Source organism: Streptomyces sp. NPDC051018 (genome assembly GCF_044456085.1).
In the GTDB taxonomy this organism is placed as follows: domain Bacteria; phylum Actinomycetota; class Actinomycetes; order Streptomycetales; family Streptomycetaceae; genus Streptomyces.
Genome location: NZ_JBITFN010000037.1, coordinates 1 through 14,576, shown reverse-complemented (window position 1 = coordinate 14,576; position 14,576 = coordinate 1). Strand labels below are relative to the sequence as shown.

General features: G+C 72.5%; 13 protein-coding genes. 6 read left to right on the top strand and 7 right to left on the bottom strand.

The features are described from left to right. Window positions 1–129: 129 nt before the first annotated feature. Together ACIBCM_RS34550 and serB are read left to right on the top strand one after the other, a co-directional pair. A complete protein-coding gene (locus tag ACIBCM_RS34550) occupies window positions 130–1,707 on the top strand; it encodes a streptophobe family protein (RefSeq protein WP_399250298.1) in 1,578 nt (525 codons plus the stop codon). 634 nt (window positions 1,708–2,341) lie between these two features. After that, complete coding sequence (gene serB, locus ACIBCM_RS34545; RefSeq protein WP_399250296.1) at window positions 2,342–3,577, top strand: phosphoserine phosphatase SerB; 1,236 nt, start codon at window positions 2,342–2,344, stop codon at window positions 3,575–3,577. Window positions 3,578–3,689: 112 nt separating this feature from the next. On the opposite strand, the gene ACIBCM_RS34540 is transcribed toward serB, so the two are convergent. The 4 genes from ACIBCM_RS34540 to ACIBCM_RS34525 form a co-directional block, all read right to left on the bottom strand. Beyond that, the gene (locus tag ACIBCM_RS34540; protein WP_399250294.1) at window positions 3,690–4,241 is read right to left on the bottom strand and encodes a SixA phosphatase family protein; all 552 of its coding nucleotides are present in this window, start codon (window positions 4,239–4,241) and stop codon (window positions 3,690–3,692) included. Window positions 4,242–4,386: 145 nt separating this feature from the next. Continuing rightward, window positions 4,387–4,611, bottom strand: a complete 225-nt coding sequence (locus ACIBCM_RS34535) for a hypothetical protein (protein WP_399250292.1) — start codon at window positions 4,609–4,611, stop codon at window positions 4,387–4,389. Between the two features lie 188 nt (window positions 4,612–4,799). Continuing rightward, complete coding sequence (locus ACIBCM_RS34530; protein WP_399250290.1) at window positions 4,800–4,916, bottom strand: SGM_5486 family transporter-associated protein; 117 nt, start codon at window positions 4,914–4,916, stop codon at window positions 4,800–4,802. 4 nt (window positions 4,917–4,920) lie between these two features. Then, a complete protein-coding gene (locus tag ACIBCM_RS34525; protein WP_399250288.1) occupies window positions 4,921–6,246 on the bottom strand; it encodes a CynX/NimT family MFS transporter in 1,326 nt (441 codons plus the stop codon). A gap of 275 nt (window positions 6,247–6,521) precedes the next feature. Here ACIBCM_RS34525 and ACIBCM_RS34520 point away from each other — a divergent pair, with 275 nt between their 5' ends. Beyond that, the gene (locus ACIBCM_RS34520) at window positions 6,522–7,208 is read left to right on the top strand and encodes a FadR/GntR family transcriptional regulator (RefSeq protein WP_399250286.1); all 687 of its coding nucleotides are present in this window, start codon (window positions 6,522–6,524) and stop codon (window positions 7,206–7,208) included. On the opposite strand, the gene ACIBCM_RS34515 is transcribed toward ACIBCM_RS34520, so the two are convergent. The 3 genes from ACIBCM_RS34515 to fabG form a co-directional block, all read right to left on the bottom strand. Next, window positions 7,171–7,560: a hypothetical protein gene (locus ACIBCM_RS34515; protein ID WP_399250284.1), complete on the bottom strand. Its 390-nt coding sequence runs from the start codon at window positions 7,558–7,560 to the stop codon at window positions 7,171–7,173. The two genes, ACIBCM_RS34520 and ACIBCM_RS34515, sit on opposite strands and share 38 nt — an antisense overlap. A gap of 659 nt (window positions 7,561–8,219) precedes the next feature. Then, window positions 8,220–8,993, bottom strand: coding sequence for an enoyl-ACP reductase FabI (fabI, locus tag ACIBCM_RS34510; protein ID WP_399250282.1), 774 nt, complete (start codon window positions 8,991–8,993; stop codon window positions 8,220–8,222). A 4-nt stretch (window positions 8,994–8,997) separates the two neighbouring features. Continuing rightward, entirely contained in the window at window positions 8,998–9,717 is a 720-nt protein-coding gene (gene fabG, locus ACIBCM_RS34505; RefSeq protein WP_399250280.1) for a 3-oxoacyl-[acyl-carrier-protein] reductase, read from the bottom strand. 220 nt (window positions 9,718–9,937) lie between these two features. On the opposite strand from fabG, the gene ACIBCM_RS34500 reads away from it, so the two are divergent. The 3 genes from ACIBCM_RS34500 (at window position 9,938) to tyrS (ending at window position 14,391) form a co-directional block, all read left to right on the top strand. Further along, the gene (locus ACIBCM_RS34500; protein ID WP_399250278.1) at window positions 9,938–11,461 is read left to right on the top strand and encodes a TldD/PmbA family protein; all 1,524 of its coding nucleotides are present in this window, start codon (window positions 9,938–9,940) and stop codon (window positions 11,459–11,461) included. A gap of 168 nt (window positions 11,462–11,629) precedes the next feature. Beyond that, entirely contained in the window at window positions 11,630–13,021 is a 1,392-nt protein-coding gene (locus tag ACIBCM_RS34495; RefSeq protein ID WP_399250276.1) for a metallopeptidase TldD-related protein, read from the top strand. Window positions 13,022–13,128: 107 nt separating this feature from the next. Further along, on the top strand, window positions 13,129–14,391 hold the full coding sequence (gene tyrS, locus ACIBCM_RS34490; protein WP_399250274.1) for a tyrosine--tRNA ligase: 1,263 nt from the start codon (window positions 13,129–13,131) through the stop codon (window positions 14,389–14,391). Window positions 14,392–14,576: the final 185 nt, after the last annotated feature.

The following is a 14,576-nucleotide window of genomic DNA, read 5'->3' as shown; positions in this document are numbered from 1 at the left end:
CGGTGCCGACCGTTGACGGTGGGGAAACACACACGGACAGTGGTAAGCGCCCATCTCTGCGTACGGATCATCCGAGATCACGCGGAGTGGGGCAACTGGGTCGCACCAGCAGGGAGTCGGGGGGTTCTCGTGGGCGGTGCCAACAGGTCCGGTGGCGGGCGCGGGGTGCCCTGGGGCGAGGTGGTGGCGTCGTCGGTCGCCGCTGTGAGCTGGGCGTTGATGGGAATGGCCGGGGCGGCGGCGCTCGGGCTGCATCTGCTGGAGGCGGATTCCGCGGGGGCCCTCGGTCCGATGACGGCCGCGGTGGTCGTCCTCGCGGTGAACGGGTCGGTGACCCCGTCCGGCGATGTCTCCGCGTTCGGTCTGGAGGGCGCCGAGGCCGACACCGCCGTCGATATCACGCCACTGGGGGTGGGGCTCGTGGGTGCCCTCCTCCTTGCGTACTTCTTCCTGCGCTCGCTGCGGCGGGCGGGGCCCGTCATCTCGGGGACCGAACTCGCCGCGCGGGCCGGGGCGGTCGTGGTGGTGTTCGTCGCGATGACCGGCGCTCTGGCGTGGGCGGGTCACGATGTGATCACCATCGACGGGGCGAAGCTGGGACTCGACGCGGACACACTGCCGGGGGGCGGGGGCGGGGGGATCGAGATCCCCGGGCTCGGTGATGTCGGCGGGCTGCTGCCGGACCGGCTGGGGGATCTCGCGGCGGCAAAGGCGTCGGTCGGCTTCACGGTGAACACGGCGGACTCGCTGGCCGGGGCGGCGCTGTGGGTGCTCGGGGTGGTGGTGATCGCGCTGTTCGCGGGCCGGGCGCCGCTGCCGCGGGCGCTGGACGCCGTACGGAGCCGGGTGCGGCCCGCCGCGTCGGCGCTGGTCACGGTGCTGCTGGTCGCCGTACTCGCGGGGTACGCGGCGGGGGCGTACGCGGCGATCGGCGACGACCGTCCGGGGAGGATCGCGGGGGCGGCCCTGCTGGGCGCGCCGAACGGGGTGTGGCTGGGAGTCCCGCTGGGGCTCTTCGTGCCGTGGGACGGCAGGGCGACGGGTGAGCTGGCGAAGGTGCTGCCGGATCCGCTGGACGAGTTCTTCCGGCTGTCCGCGGAGGAGCCCGCGACGGTGGGGCGGCTCGCCGAGCTGGACGGGCGCGTGTGGCTGCTGGCGGTCGCGGCGGCGCTGCTGATGCTGTACGCGGGGGTCCTGGCCGCGATCCGTACGCCCGTCGGCGGCCGGGGCCCGGCGGCCTTCGTGGGCCGGTGCGCGCTCCGGCTGGGCGCGCTGACCGCGGTGACGCTGCCGCTGCTGGTGCGGCTGACGGATGTCTCGGCGGACGCGTCGCTCTCGGTGCTGGGCTTCGACGCGTTCGGGGCGGGCATCGAACTCCACGGCCGGGCGGGCGCCGCGCTGGTACTCGGGGCCCTGTGGGGCGCGGGAGCGGGCGGGGCGGGTGCCCTGCTGGTGTACGGGACGAGGGGGTGGCGGGCGCCGGTGGCGGCGGCGGGGCCGCCGGGGCGGGAGGAACCGCCACCGCCGCGTCCGCCCGGTCCGCCCGGTCCCGCGGGGCCGCGCGGGACCGAGGGGCGGCCGGGGGTGCAGGGACCGCCCGGGGTGCCGGGGCCGTATCGGCCGGGGCCGCCGTACCGTCCGCCGAATCCGGACACGAACCCGTATCTGCGGCTTCCGGGTACGAGGCCCCCGAAACGGGACGGCTGACGGGCGTCCGGGGCGCGTGAGGCACGGGCCGGTGCGGGAGCGGGCACCCGCGCCCCCGGCGTACGGCAGCCTGCGCGCGGGCGCCGTACGCCGCGTGCCTTGCGTGCGGCCGTAAGGGCGCCGGAGGCCGCCCCCGGGTGCCGGAGCCCGCCCCCCGGGGTGCCGCCGGGCTCGTCCGGGACGTACCGCCGGTAAGGCGGGCGCCCGGACCGGCTCGGCGCCCTGGGGCACCGGCCCCGGCAACCCGGTCTGCGACCGGCGGTACGAGGCCGGCCCCGCCGGGCCCCGTTCCCGGACCGGCCCGCCGGACTCCGGCAGCGCACGGTCCCGGCCGTGCGCCCCGGGCCTCCCCCGACCTCCCCGGACCTGCGTCACTCCGCCGGAGACGTACGCCGACAGCGGCCGGCCCCTCCGGCCCTGCTCCCGGACCTGCGTACGCCGAGCCGGGCCGGCACCAGGGGTCCGGGCGAAGGCCCCCGCCGCCGGGCAGACACCCACGCGGCCCCGCAACCGGCACCGGGCCCGGCCCCGCTCCCCCGCCACCGTTCTCACCGCACTCCCCCGGGCCGGACAGGTGTCCGCCCATCGGACAGGGGGGTGAGGATGACCATGGGCGGTTACGGTGGGAGACACCATGAGCGCTTCGCAGAACTCCGATGTACGTACCCTTCTGGTCAAGATCTTCGGGAAGGACCGGCCCGGGATCACCGCCGGGCTGTTCGACACCCTCGCCGCCTACTCCGTGGATGTCATCGACATCGAACAGGTCGTCTCCCGGGGCCGGCTCGTACTGTGCGCCCTGGTCACCGCGCCGGCGGTGGGCGGAGCCGACGAGGGTGAGCTGCGGGCCACCGTGCACAGCTGGGCGGACTCGCTCCAGCTGGAGGCCGAGATCATCTCGGGTACGGGGGACAACCGGCCGCGGGGCAGCGGCCGTTCCCATGTCACCGTTCTCGGGCATCCGCTGACCGCCGAGGCGACCGCGGCGATAGCCGCTCGGATCACGGGGAGCGGCGGGAACATCGACCGTATCTTCCGGCTCGCCAAGTATCCGGTGACGGCGGTCGAGTTCGCCGTGTCGGGCGCCGAGACGGAGGCCCTGCGCACGGCACTGGCGACCGGGGCCGCCGAGATCGGGGTCGATATCGCTGTGGTGTCGGCGGGGCTGCACCGGCGTGCGCAGCGGCTGGTCGTGATGGATGTGGACTCGACCCTCATCCAGGACGAGGTGATCGAGCTGTTCGCCGCCCACGCGGGGTGCGAGGACAAGGTCGCCGAGGTGACGGCCGCGGCGATGCGCGGGGAACTGGACTTCGAGCAGTCGCTGCACGCGCGCGTGGCACTGCTGGCGGGGCTGGACGCGTCGGTCGTGGACAAGGTCCGCTCCGAGGTGCGGCTCACTCCCGGCGCGCGGACCCTGATCCGTACCCTCAAGCGGCTGGGGTTCCAAGTGGGCGTGGTGTCGGGTGGTTTCACCCAGGTCACCGATGATCTCCAGGAACGGCTGGGCCTGGACTTCGCCTCGGCGAACACCCTGGAGATCGTGGACGGAAAGCTCACCGGGCGGGTGACCGGGGAGATCGTGGACCGGGCGGGCAAGGCCCGGCTGCTGCGGCGGTTCGCGGCGGAGGCGGGCGTACCGCTGGCGCAGACGGTGGCGATCGGGGACGGCGCCAATGATCTGGACATGCTCAACGCGGCCGGTCTCGGGGTCGCCTTCAATGCCAAGCCGGTCGTACGGGAGGCCGCGCACACCGCGGTGAACGTGCCGTTCCTGGACACGGTGCTCTATCTGCTCGGTATCACGCGCGAAGAGGTCGAGGCCGCAGACGAGGTCGAGGGCGCCGGCTCCGAGGGCGCCGGGCACTGATCCGGCGCGTACGCGTGTACGCGTGAACGACGAGGCCCCGGCGCGGAGGATCGCGCCGGGGCCTGTTCCGTCGGGATACCGCTCGCGCCGTCAGTCGTGCGGGGTCGCGCTGTCAGTCGTGCGGGGTCCAGTAGTCGAGGAGCCGGCCGACACCGTGCTCCACGGACTTCCAGGACCCGGTGAATCCGATCACCGCGAAGGCCGAGGTCGGGAAGCCGCTGCGGCTCATCCGGGGCAGCAGTCCGTCCTCCGCCTCGCCCGAGAGCGCGTCGGCGAGCGCGTGCATACCGGGGTTGTGGCCGATGAGGAGGACATTACTCACCTCGTCCGGGACTTCGTTCACCAGGGCGATGAGTTCGCCGAGGGAGGCTTCGTACAGCCTCTCCTCGTACACCGTGCGGGGGCGGTCGGACAGCTCGTGGACCGCCAGCTTCCACGTCTCGCGTGTCCTGGCGGCTGTGGAGCACAGGGCCAGATCGAAGGTGATTCCGGTGTCGGCGAGCCGGCGGCCCGCGACGGGGGCGTCCTTGCGGCCACGCTCGGCGAGCGGGCGGTCGTGGTCGGACACCTGCGGCCAGTCGGCCTTCGCATGCCGAAGGAGGACGATCCTGCGGGATTCGGGGGATCCGGGGCTTGTCCCCCCGGAAGACGTGGCAACGCTCATGCACCCCAGCTTCGCACGAAATGCCTCAGCAGGCGCGGGGTGTTGACGTGCTCCTCCGGGAAGGATTTCCCGGTGGGCACCGCCGCGGACGCCCCGTCCGGCCGGTGCCGGGTCACCCCGTCGGCCGGGCGCCGGGGGCGGCGGATCAGCGGGTCAGCAGGTGGTGGAGGTACTCCAGGATGCGGCCCGCGACGGGCTCGGCGCCACCGGACGGGATCCCGGCTTCCTCCCCGGCCGCGAGGGCGTCGCCGGGGAGGGATCCCCAGAGCAGAACGGCGAAGGCGAGCAGCGGCAGCGCCAGCGCCCACCAGGGAAGACGGCTGTCGGCACGGTCCCTGGCGGGAGAAGGGGTGGGCGTGTGGGCCGACATGGCCGCCTCCTCGTGGCTGGGCGCTGGTCGACGCGGCTGTGGTCGACTGCCTCCAACCTACGGATCATGGGCTCACGGGCCCATCCGGTGACCCACCCACTTGCCCCTGAGCCTGGCCCCCTAGGGGATGGTGGGGCCAGCCCCACCATCGTCGCTCCGCCGGGATCCGGGGAGGGCCAACGGCCGTGTCAGGGCGAGGCGATGGTCGCGATGATTCCCACCACCACGAAGAAGGCGATCATCGTTCCGAAGACGAGGAGGAGCTTCTTCTGACCGTTCTGGGGGTTCGGATCGAGGACTGGCATGGGCTCAGTCTCGCATCCCGGTCTCGTCCTCGATCGTCCGGTCCCTCCCCGCGAGCACCCCGCACACGATCTGCGGGACGAGCAGGCCCGCCATCAGCACGATCGGCAGGTCCCAGCCGCCGCTGTGCTCATAGAGGACGCCCACCAGCAGCGGGCCGGGGATGGCGAGCAGATAGCCCGTGGACTGGGCGAACGCGGAGAGGCGTACGACGCCCGCGGCCGTCCTCGCCCGCAGGCCGATCATGGTGAGGGCGAGCGGGAAGGCGCAGTTGGAGACGCCGAGGAGCAGGGCCCAGGCCCAGGCACCGGCCGCAGGGGCCAGGAAGAGTCCCGCGTAGCCGGTCAGCCCGCAGAGCCCGAGGACGACGACGATCGGGCCCTGGTTGCGCAGCCGCCCGGCGAGCCTCGGGATCACGAACGCGAGCGGGATGCCCAGGGCCATCGTCACGGCGAGCAGCACCCCAGCGGTGCCGGCCGGGACCCCCGCGTCCCGGTAGATCTGCGGCATCCAGCCCATGGTGATGTACGCGCCGGTGGCCTGGAGCCCGAAGAAGCAGCCGAGGGCCCACGCGGTGGGGCTGCGGACGATCCCCGGTCCACCGGCCGGCCTCGCCGCCGCCGGTCCGGCCTTGCCCCGGCCCTCACGTGCGAGGACGGCCCAGGGCAGTACGGCCGCGACGGCGAGGAGGCCCCAGACGGCGAGCCCCCGCTGCCAGCCGCCGCCCAGCGCCTCGGTCACGGGCACGGTGACGGCGGCGGCGGTCGAGGTGCCGATCGCGAGGGCCATGGAGTACAGCCCGGTCATGGTGCCGACGCGGTCGGGGAAGTACCGCTTGACCAGGACCGGCATCAGGATGTTGCCGACCGCGATGCCCATGAGGGCGAGCGCGGTGGCGGCGAGGAATCCGGCGGTGCCGCCGGCGTACGGCCGGATCAGCAGTCCGGCGGCGATCGCGGCCATGCCCGCGCAGACGACCGCGCCGGGCCCGAAACGGCGGGCGAGGCGGGGGGCCGCCAGCCCGGTGGCGGCGAAGGTGAGCGCGGGCACGGAGGTGAGGACTCCGGCGACCGCGCCGCTCATCCCCAGTCCGGCCCTGGTCTCCTCCAGGAGGGCGCCGAGGCTGGTGACGGCGGGGCGGAGATTGAGTGCCGCCAGCACGATCGCGACCATGACGAGCGGGGCGAACCAGACCGCCCGGCCGGAGGGGTGGCCGGAGCCCGTCGGGGTGGCCCGGAGCCGGAGGTCCGCGGTCGCGGGGGCCGCTGCGGGGCTCGGGGGGTCGGTTGGCTCGGTCCGGGTCCTCGGCCGGGTCCGGGTCTCGTCAGGCATGGGCCCATCATAGAATCATGGGATGATTGATTGTCCAATCATGAACGAGCCATACTGAGCCACCGGAACGCCGCCCGCACGGCACCCGCGAACCGGCCGTATCCACCGGGTCCACCGGGTCCACCGGGTCCACCGGGTCCACCGGGGAACGGTGCCACGGAGCGCGGCGCGTCCGGCGCGTCGGCGGGAGGGCCGGATCCGGTGGATCGGAACAGGATGGGCCGGGCGGCCGCGGTCGGGCCGTACCGGTACGGACACGGGCACCAGGAGCACATATGTCGCTGACCTCTCCCCGGCGCTCGGGGCTCACCGACCAGGTGATCGCCCAGCTGCGCGACCAGATCACGTCCGGAAGGTGGCCGGTCGGCTCCCGGATCCCCACCGAACCGGCGCTCGTGGAACAGCTGGGCGTGGCCCGCAACACCGTCCGGGAGGCCGTCCGGGCCCTCGCGCACAACGGTCTGCTCGACATCCGGCAGGGTTCGGGAACCTATGTCCTGGCCACCAGCGAGCTGGCGGGTGTGATGCACCGCCGCTTCGCCGAGGCCAGTCCCCGGCATATCGCCGAGGTGCGCTCGACCCTGGAGTCGACGGCGGCCAGGCTCGCGGCCGGGAGGCGTACGGAGAAGGATCTTCGGGAGATCGACGCCCTGCTCGCCCGCCGTGAGGAGGCCTGGGACTCGGGGGACACGGGACGGTTCGTCGCCGCGGACATGAGCTTCCATCTGGCGGTGGTGGCCGCGGCCCACAACGAGGTGCTCGGCGGGCTGTACGCGGACCTGGGCGATCTGGTGCGCCAGGGGCTGACCGGGGATGTGGGCGAGGAACTGCGCCCGGAGGACCATATGGACCACTCACGGCTGGTCGAGGCCATCCGCGCGGGCGACGGGGAGACGGCGGCCGGGGAGGCCGCCCGCTATCCGTTCATCTGCCTGCGGGGTCCACGACGGGCCGGTGGCTGACCCAGGCCGCGCGGATCTCCTTCCAGCAGCGGTCGGTCAGCTCCCGGTACTGCGCCGGGCCGATCTCGGCGGGCTCGGCGTCCACATCGACGTCCCACCAGCGCTCGCACTCGACGTGCAGCTGGACCAGGTCGGTGGCCGGGTAGGGGTTGTGGCAGTAGGCGACGGCCCGGGAGCCCGTGACCTCGGTACGGCAGTCGGCCTCGTAGACGGGTGGTTTCACGCTCGTACGCGGCTTCTCGGCCCGGTCCCCCCGGGAGCCCGTCAGGACGTCGGACACGGCCTCGGGGGTCGTCCACACCAGGATCGCCACGGCGGCCAGGACGGGGGCCGAGCTCAGGAACCTACGCACAGCGGGACCTCCTCGGCCGTACCGTCGGCCGACGGCCGCGGCTGCACCACAAGGGGGGAATGCGTCTCCACCCTCGCCCGTCCGGGCCCGCGGCGCGCGCCCGGAAGTCCGAACGGGCGACGCCCCGCTCCCACGGAGTGCGGGGAACGGGGCGCCGGGGTCGTAGGGCCGCACCTGCCCGGCGTCGTGCCGGATGGCACACACGACGGCCGGACGGGGCCGGGGGATCCGGTGGCCCGGAGCGGGCCGGGTACGGGGAGGAAGGGACCCGATGGCCCGGAGCGGGCCGGAATCGGGGAGGGCTTGAGGGGTCCCGGAGTCCGGAACCCGGAGTGCCCCGGGGCCGGGACACCTGTGGGAGCCGGGAACCGCGAGGGCCCGTAGCCCGGGGTCCCCGTAGAGCCGGGACCGCGCGAACCGGGAAACAGCGCGGTCGCCGGACAGCCGGAGAGGCCGGAGACCCCCGGAGGTCCGGGATCCGGCCCCGGGGACGCCCTGGCCCCAGCGGCCTCCCCGCCCGCCGGACCCGGCCCCCGCCGAGCCCGGTCTCCCGCCGGGGCGCGGCCCCGGGCCCCGTTCCTCAACCGCCGGAGAGGCTGAAGAACAGCAACCTTCTCCCCCGGGCTGCCGGAGAAGGGACGCCGCCCGGATGCCGGGTGCTACGCGCCCATCATGTGGACGCCGCCGTCCACATGCAGAACCGTGCCGGTGGTCCGGGGGAAGAAGTCCGACAGCAGACCGACCACACCGCGGCCGGCCGGGTCCGGGTCGCTCAGGTCCCAGCCGATCGGCGCACGGTGGTTCCACACGTCCGCGAGGTCCTCGAAGCCGGGGATCGACTTGGCCGCCATCGACTTGATGGGACCCGCGGAGATCAGGTTGCACCGGATGCCCTTGGGGCCCAGATCGCGCGCGAGGTAGCGGTTGGTGGACTCCAGGGCCGCCTTGGCGACGCCCATCCAGTCGTACTTGGGCCAGGCGATGGTGGCGTCGAACGTCATGCCCACGATCGAGCCGCCGCGCTCCTCCATCAGCGGCAGACACGCCATGGCCAGCGACTTGTAGGAGTAGGCGGAGACCTGGACGGCGGTGGAGACATCGTCCCAGCCCGCCTCCAGGAAGTTGAACGCGCCCTGCGGGCCGAAGGCGATCGAGTGCACGATGCCGTCGAGCCCGGTGTCGTCGCTGGAGTGCTCACGGATCTTGGCCGCGAGCCCGTCCAGGTGCTCCTGGTCGGTGACGTCCAGTTCGATGACGGGCGCCGTCTTGGGCAGCCGCTTGGCGATCCGCTCGACGAGCGAGAGGCGGCCGAAGCCGGTGAGGATGACCTCCGCGCCCTCCTCCTGGGCGACCTTGGCCGCGTGGAAGGCGATCGAGGCGTCGGTGAGGACACCCGTGACGAGAATGCGCTTGCCGGCGAGGATTCCACTCATGTGATCAGTGACCCATGCCCAATCCGCCGTCAACGGGAATGACGGCTCCAGTGATGTACGAGGCGTCGTCGGAGGCGAGGAAGCGCACGGTGGCGGCGATCTCCTCCGGCTGCGCGTAACGGCCGAGCGGCACCCCGGCGACGATGGCCGCGCGCTGCTCGTCGCTGAGCACCTTGGTCATATCGGTGTCGACGAAACCGGGCGCGACCACATTGAAGGTGATGTTCCGCGAACCCAGTTCCCGGGCCAGCGAGCGGGCGAATCCGACCAGGCCCGCCTTGGAGGCGGCGTAGTTGGCCTGTCCCGCCGAGCCGAGCAGTCCCACGACGGAGGAGATCAGGACCACTCGGCCCTTCCTGGCCCGCAGCATCGCGCGGTTGGCCCGCTTGACGACACGGAAGGTGCCGGTGAGATTGGTGTCGACGACGGAGACGAAGTCCTCCTCCGACATCCGCATCAGCAACTGGTCCTTGGTGACACCGGCGTTGGCCACCAGCACCTCGACCGGACCGTGCTTCTCCTCGATCTCTTTGTATGCCTGCTCCACCTGCTCGGCGTCGGTGATGTCGCACCTGACGGCCAGGCAGCCGGACTCCGTGAGCTCCGCGGGCGGCTCTCCGGAGCGGTATGTGATCGCGACCTTGTCACCCGCGTCGGCGAACGCGCGGGCGATGGCGAGGCCGATGCCCCGGTTTCCTCCGGTGACGAGAACCGAGCGGCTCAACGGATCACCCTTTCGATAGCGGACTGGTACCCCCGAGTACTCCGAAACTATCGGTCCGGCCGCGTTCCCGGAGAATCGGGCACTGACAGCGCCTCCCCCGGCTCACTGTTGGATCCCTACAGAATGCCGCTGCCCGGCGCTTCGCCGGTGACACCGCGCGCGGCATCACATGATTCACTGCGCATCTGTAGTCGCGTTGGCCGAGAAGGGGAGGGCACCTGTGCCCCATGACATCGATCAGACATTCCTCGCGCTGCCGCTGCGGGCGCTCGCCGACGCTGCGCTCGCGCGGGCACGCGCGCTCGGCGCCGACCACGCCGATTTCCGGTTCGAGCGCGTCCGCAGCGCGGCCTGGCGGCTGCGGGACGCCAAACCCGCCGCGTCGTCGGACACCACGGATCTCGGGTACGCGGTACGCGTGGTGCACGGCGGGGCCTGGGGCTTCGCCTCCGGTGTCGACATGACCATGGACGCGGCGGCAAAGGTGGCCGGACAGGCCGTCGCGATGGCGAAGCTGTCGGCGCGGGTGATCGCGGCGGCCGGGTCGGACGAGCGGGTGGAGCTGGCGGACGAGCCGGTGCACTCGGAGAAGACCTGGGTCTCCTCGTACCGGATCAACCCCTTCGACGTACCCGACGAGGAGAAGACCGCGCTGCTCGCCGCGTGGAGCAGCCGGCTGCTGGCGGCGGACGGTGTCGCGCATGTGGACGCCTCGCTGCTCACCGTGCAGGAGAACAAGTTCTACGCGGACACGGCGGGCACCGTCACCACCCAGCAGCGGGTGCGGCTGCATCCGCAGGTCACGGCCGTCGCGGTGGACGAGACGACCGGTGAGTTCGACTCGATGCGGACGATCGCGCCGCCCGCGGGCCGCGGCTGGGAGTATCTGACCGGTACCGGCTGGGACTGGGACACCGAGCTGGAGCAGATCCCCGGGCTGCTCGCGGAGAAGATGCGCGCGCCGAGTGTGGAGGCCGGGCGGTATGACCTGGTCGTCGACCCGTCGAACCTCTGGCTCACCATCCACGAGTCCATCGGGCACGCCACCGAGCTGGACCGGGCGCTGGGCTATGAGGCGGCGTACGCGGGGACCTCCTTCGCCACCTTCGACAAGCTGGGGAAGCTGGAGTACGGCTCCTCGGTGATGAACGTGACCGGCGACCGCACGGCCGAGCACGGGCTGGCGACGATCGGGTACGACGACGAGGGTGTGAAGGCGCAGTCCTGGGACCTCGTGAAGAACGGCACGCTGGTGGGCTACCAGCTGGACCGCAGGATCGCGAAGCTGACGGGTCTCGGGCGTTCCAACGGGTGCGCGTACGCCGACTCCCCCGGACATGTGCCGGTGCAGCGGATGGCGAACGTCTCCCTGCGTCCGGCCGTGGGCGGACTGTCGACGGACGATCTGATCGGCGGGGTGGAGCGCGGGATCTATGTCGTCGGCGACCGCTCGTGGTCGATCGACATGCAGCGCTACAACTTCCAGTTCACCGGGCAGCGGTTCTTCCGGATCGAGAACGGGCGGCTGGCGGGCCAGCTGCGGGATGTGGCGTACCAGGCGACGACGACGGACTTCTGGGGCTCGATGGAGCAGGTGGGCGGCCCGCAGACGTATGTACTGGGCGGCGCGTTCAACTGCGGCAAGGCCCAGCCGGGCCAGGTCGCCGCGGTCTCCCACGGCTGCCCCTCCGCCCTCTTCCGGGGAGTGAACATCCTGAACACCACGCAGGAGGCCGGTCGATGAACGGCCCGCACGAGAACCGCCGGGGGCCCTGGGGCCGTAACCCGGGCAAGCAGAGCCTCGATACGACCCAGGAGGCCGGACGATGAACGGCCCGCACGAGAACCGCCGGAGATCCGGGGGCCGCACCCCGGGCAAGCACAGTCTCAACACCATCCGGGAGGCCGGTCGATGAGCCGGAGCAGCAAGCCGTACGAGATCGTCGAGCGCGCCCTGGAGCTCTCCACCGCCGACGACTGCGTCGTCATCGCCGACGAGCACTCCTCCGCCAATCTCCGCTGGGCCGCCAACGCCCTCACCACCAACGGTGTGACCCGGGGCCGTACGCTCACCGTCGTGGCGACCGTGGACGGGGCGCGGGGTACCGCCTCCGGGGTGGTGTCGCGGTCCGCGGTCACCGCGGAGGACCTGGAGCCGCTGGTCCGGGCGGCGGAGGCCGCGGCCCGGACGTCCGAGCCCGCCGAGGACGCCCAGCCGCTGGTGGCGGGCGGGGAACCGGCCCCGGACTTCCGGGACGCGCCCGGCGAGACGTCGTCCGCCGTCTTCGCGGACTTCGCGCCCGCTCTCGGGGAGTCGTTCGCCCGGGCCCGGACGGGGGGCCGGGAGCTGTACGGCTTCGCCAACCACGAGCTGACCTCGACCTATCTGGGCACCTCCACGGGGCTGCGGCTGCGGCACGACCAGCCGAACGGGACGCTGGAGCTGAACGCCAAGTCGCCGGACCGTTCGCGGTCCGCGTGGGCGGGGCGGGCGACCCGGGACTTCACGGATGTGGACCCGGCCGAGCTGGACGCGGAGCTGGCGCGGCGCCTCGGCTGGGCCGAGCGCCGGGTCTCGCTGCCCGCCGGGCGGTACGAGACGCTGCTGCCGCCGACCGCGGTGGCCGATCTGCTGATCTACCAGCTGTGGTCGGCGACGGCGCGGGACGCGGCGGAGGGCCGTACGGTCTTCTCCCGGCCCGGCGGCGGCACCCGGGTCGGCGAGACGCTCTCCCCGCTGCCGCTGACCCTGCGCAGCGACCCGAACGAGCCGGGTCTGGAGTCCTCGCCGTTCGTCATCGCGCACTCCTCGGGCGACGACGCGTCCGTGTTCGACAACGGGCTTCCGCTGTCCCGGACGGACTGGGTGCGCGAGGGGAAGCTGGAGCACCTGGTGACCACCCGGCACAGCGCGGGTCTCACGGGTCTGCCGGTCGCCCCGGGCGCCGGAAACCTGATCCTGGACGGGGGCGGCGGGCGGTCGCTGGAGGAGATGGTCGGGGCGACCTCGCGCGGGCTGCTGCTGACCTGTCTGTGGTACATCCGCGAGGTCGACCCGGCGACCCTGCTGCTCACGGGGCTCACCAGGGACGGGGTGTATCTGGTGGAGAACGGCGAGGTGGTCGGCGAGGTGAACAACTTCCGGTTCAACGAGTCGCCCGTCGATCTGCTCTCCCGGGCCACCGAGGCGGGGGTTACGGAGAAGACGCTGCCGCGCGAGTGGGGGGACTGGTTCACCAGGGCCGCCATGCCCGCGTTGCGGATCCCGGACTTCAATATGAGTTCGGTCAGCCGGGGCGTATAACCTCGAAGGAAACCCGGGGCCGCCACAAGGCGTCCCCGCCGGTTTCCGGGCACACCCGGCCGGTACAGCCGAGTACATCCGAGAACTTCCGAGGAGACACGAGAGACGTGACGGACATCGTCGACGAGCTGCAGTGGCGCGGGCTGATCGCCCAGTCCACTGACGAGGACGCATTGCGGAAGGCGTTCGCGGACGGCCCCGTCACGTTCTATTGCGGCTTCGATCCGACCGCGCCCAGCCTGCATCTGGGCAATCTGGTCCAGATCCTCACCATGCGCCGGATCCAGCAGGCGGGGAACCGTCCGCTGGGTCTGGTCGGCGGGGCGACCGGGCTGATCGGCGACCCGAAGCCGAACGCGGAGCGCACGCTGAACGCTCCCGGGACCGTCGCCGAGTGGGTCACGCGGCTGCGGGGGCAGGTGGAGCGGTTCCTCGACTTCGAGGGTCCCCACGCCGCGACCATGGTCAACAATCTGGACTGGACGCAGGGGCTGTCGGCGATCGACTTCCTGCGTGACGTCGGCAAGTACTTCCGGGTCAACAAGATGATCGCGAAGGAGGCGGTCGCCCGGCGGCTGAACTCCGACGCCGGGATCAGCTACACCGAGTTCAGCTACCAGATCCTCCAGGGCATGGACTACCTGGAGCTGTACCGGCGCTACGGCTGTGTGCTCCAGACCGGCGGCAGCGACCAGTGGGGCAATCTCACCGCGGGCACCGATCTGATCCACCGGGCCGAGCCCGAGGCACGGGTGCACGCGCTGGCCACGCCGCTGATCACCAAGGCCGACGGCACCAAGTTCGGCAAGACGGAGTCGGGCACGGTCTGGCTGGACCCCGAGCGGACCACTCCGTACGCCTTCTACCAGTTCTGGCTGAACGCGGACGACCGCGATGTCTCCCAGTTCCTCCGGATCTTCAGCTTCGCGTCCCGCGCGGAGATCGAGGAGCTGGAGCGGCTGACCGAGGAGCGGCCCCAGCTGCGGGCGGCTCAGCGGGCGCTGGCGCAGGAGCTGACGACGCTGGTGCACGGCGGCGAGCAGTGCGCGGCAGCGGAGCTCGCGTCGAAGGCGCTGTTCGGGCAGGCCGAGCTGGACGAACTGGACGAGCCGACGCTGCGGGCCGCGCTGGCGGAGCTGCCGAGTGCCGAGGTCGCCGAGATCGCCCCGGTGGTGGATCTGTTCGCCGAGGTGGGACTGGTGGCCAGTAAGTCGGCGGCCCGCCGGACCGTGAAGGAGGGCGGGGCCTACGTGAACAATGTGAAGGTCACGGCCGAGGACGCGGTCCCCTCGCGGGAGGATCTGCTGCACGGGCGCTGGCTGGTGCTGCGGCGGGGCAAGAAGAACCTGGCCGCGGTCGAGATCGGCTGACACCCGGGCTTCTTTCCGGGCGCGGAGAACGGCGGAACGGAAAACAGCGGAACGGAGAACGGCGGCGGGCGGGCGGGGGCCCGGCCCCCCGGGCGGCCCCCGGGTGCGGGGTGCCGCCGCCGCCGGCGGGCCGGGTGCGGCGTGGCGGCTGAGGGGTACGGGGATCGGCGGGCCGCGGGCGGCGG

Coding starts and splice junctions, on each gene's coding strand:
- serB (WP_399250296.1), top strand. CDS start 2,342: ATGAGCGCTTCGCAGAACTCCGATGTACGTACCCTTCTGGTCAAGATC.
- ACIBCM_RS34540 (WP_399250294.1), bottom strand. CDS start 4,241: ATGAGCGTTGCCACGTCTTCCGGGGGGACAAGCCCCGGATCCCCCGAA.
- ACIBCM_RS34535 (WP_399250292.1), bottom strand. CDS start 4,611: ATGTCGGCCCACACGCCCACCCCTTCTCCCGCCAGGGACCGTGCCGAC.
- ACIBCM_RS34530 (WP_399250290.1), bottom strand. CDS start 4,916: ATGCCAGTCCTCGATCCGAACCCCCAGAACGGTCAGAAGAAGCTCCTC.
- ACIBCM_RS34525 (WP_399250288.1), bottom strand. CDS start 6,246: ATGCCTGACGAGACCCGGACCCGGCCGAGGACCCGGACCGAGCCAACC.
- ACIBCM_RS34520 (WP_399250286.1), top strand. CDS start 6,522: ATGTCGCTGACCTCTCCCCGGCGCTCGGGGCTCACCGACCAGGTGATC.
- fabI (WP_399250282.1), bottom strand. CDS start 8,993: ATGAGTGGAATCCTCGCCGGCAAGCGCATTCTCGTCACGGGTGTCCTC.
- ACIBCM_RS34495 (WP_399250276.1), top strand. CDS start 11,630: ATGAGCCGGAGCAGCAAGCCGTACGAGATCGTCGAGCGCGCCCTGGAG.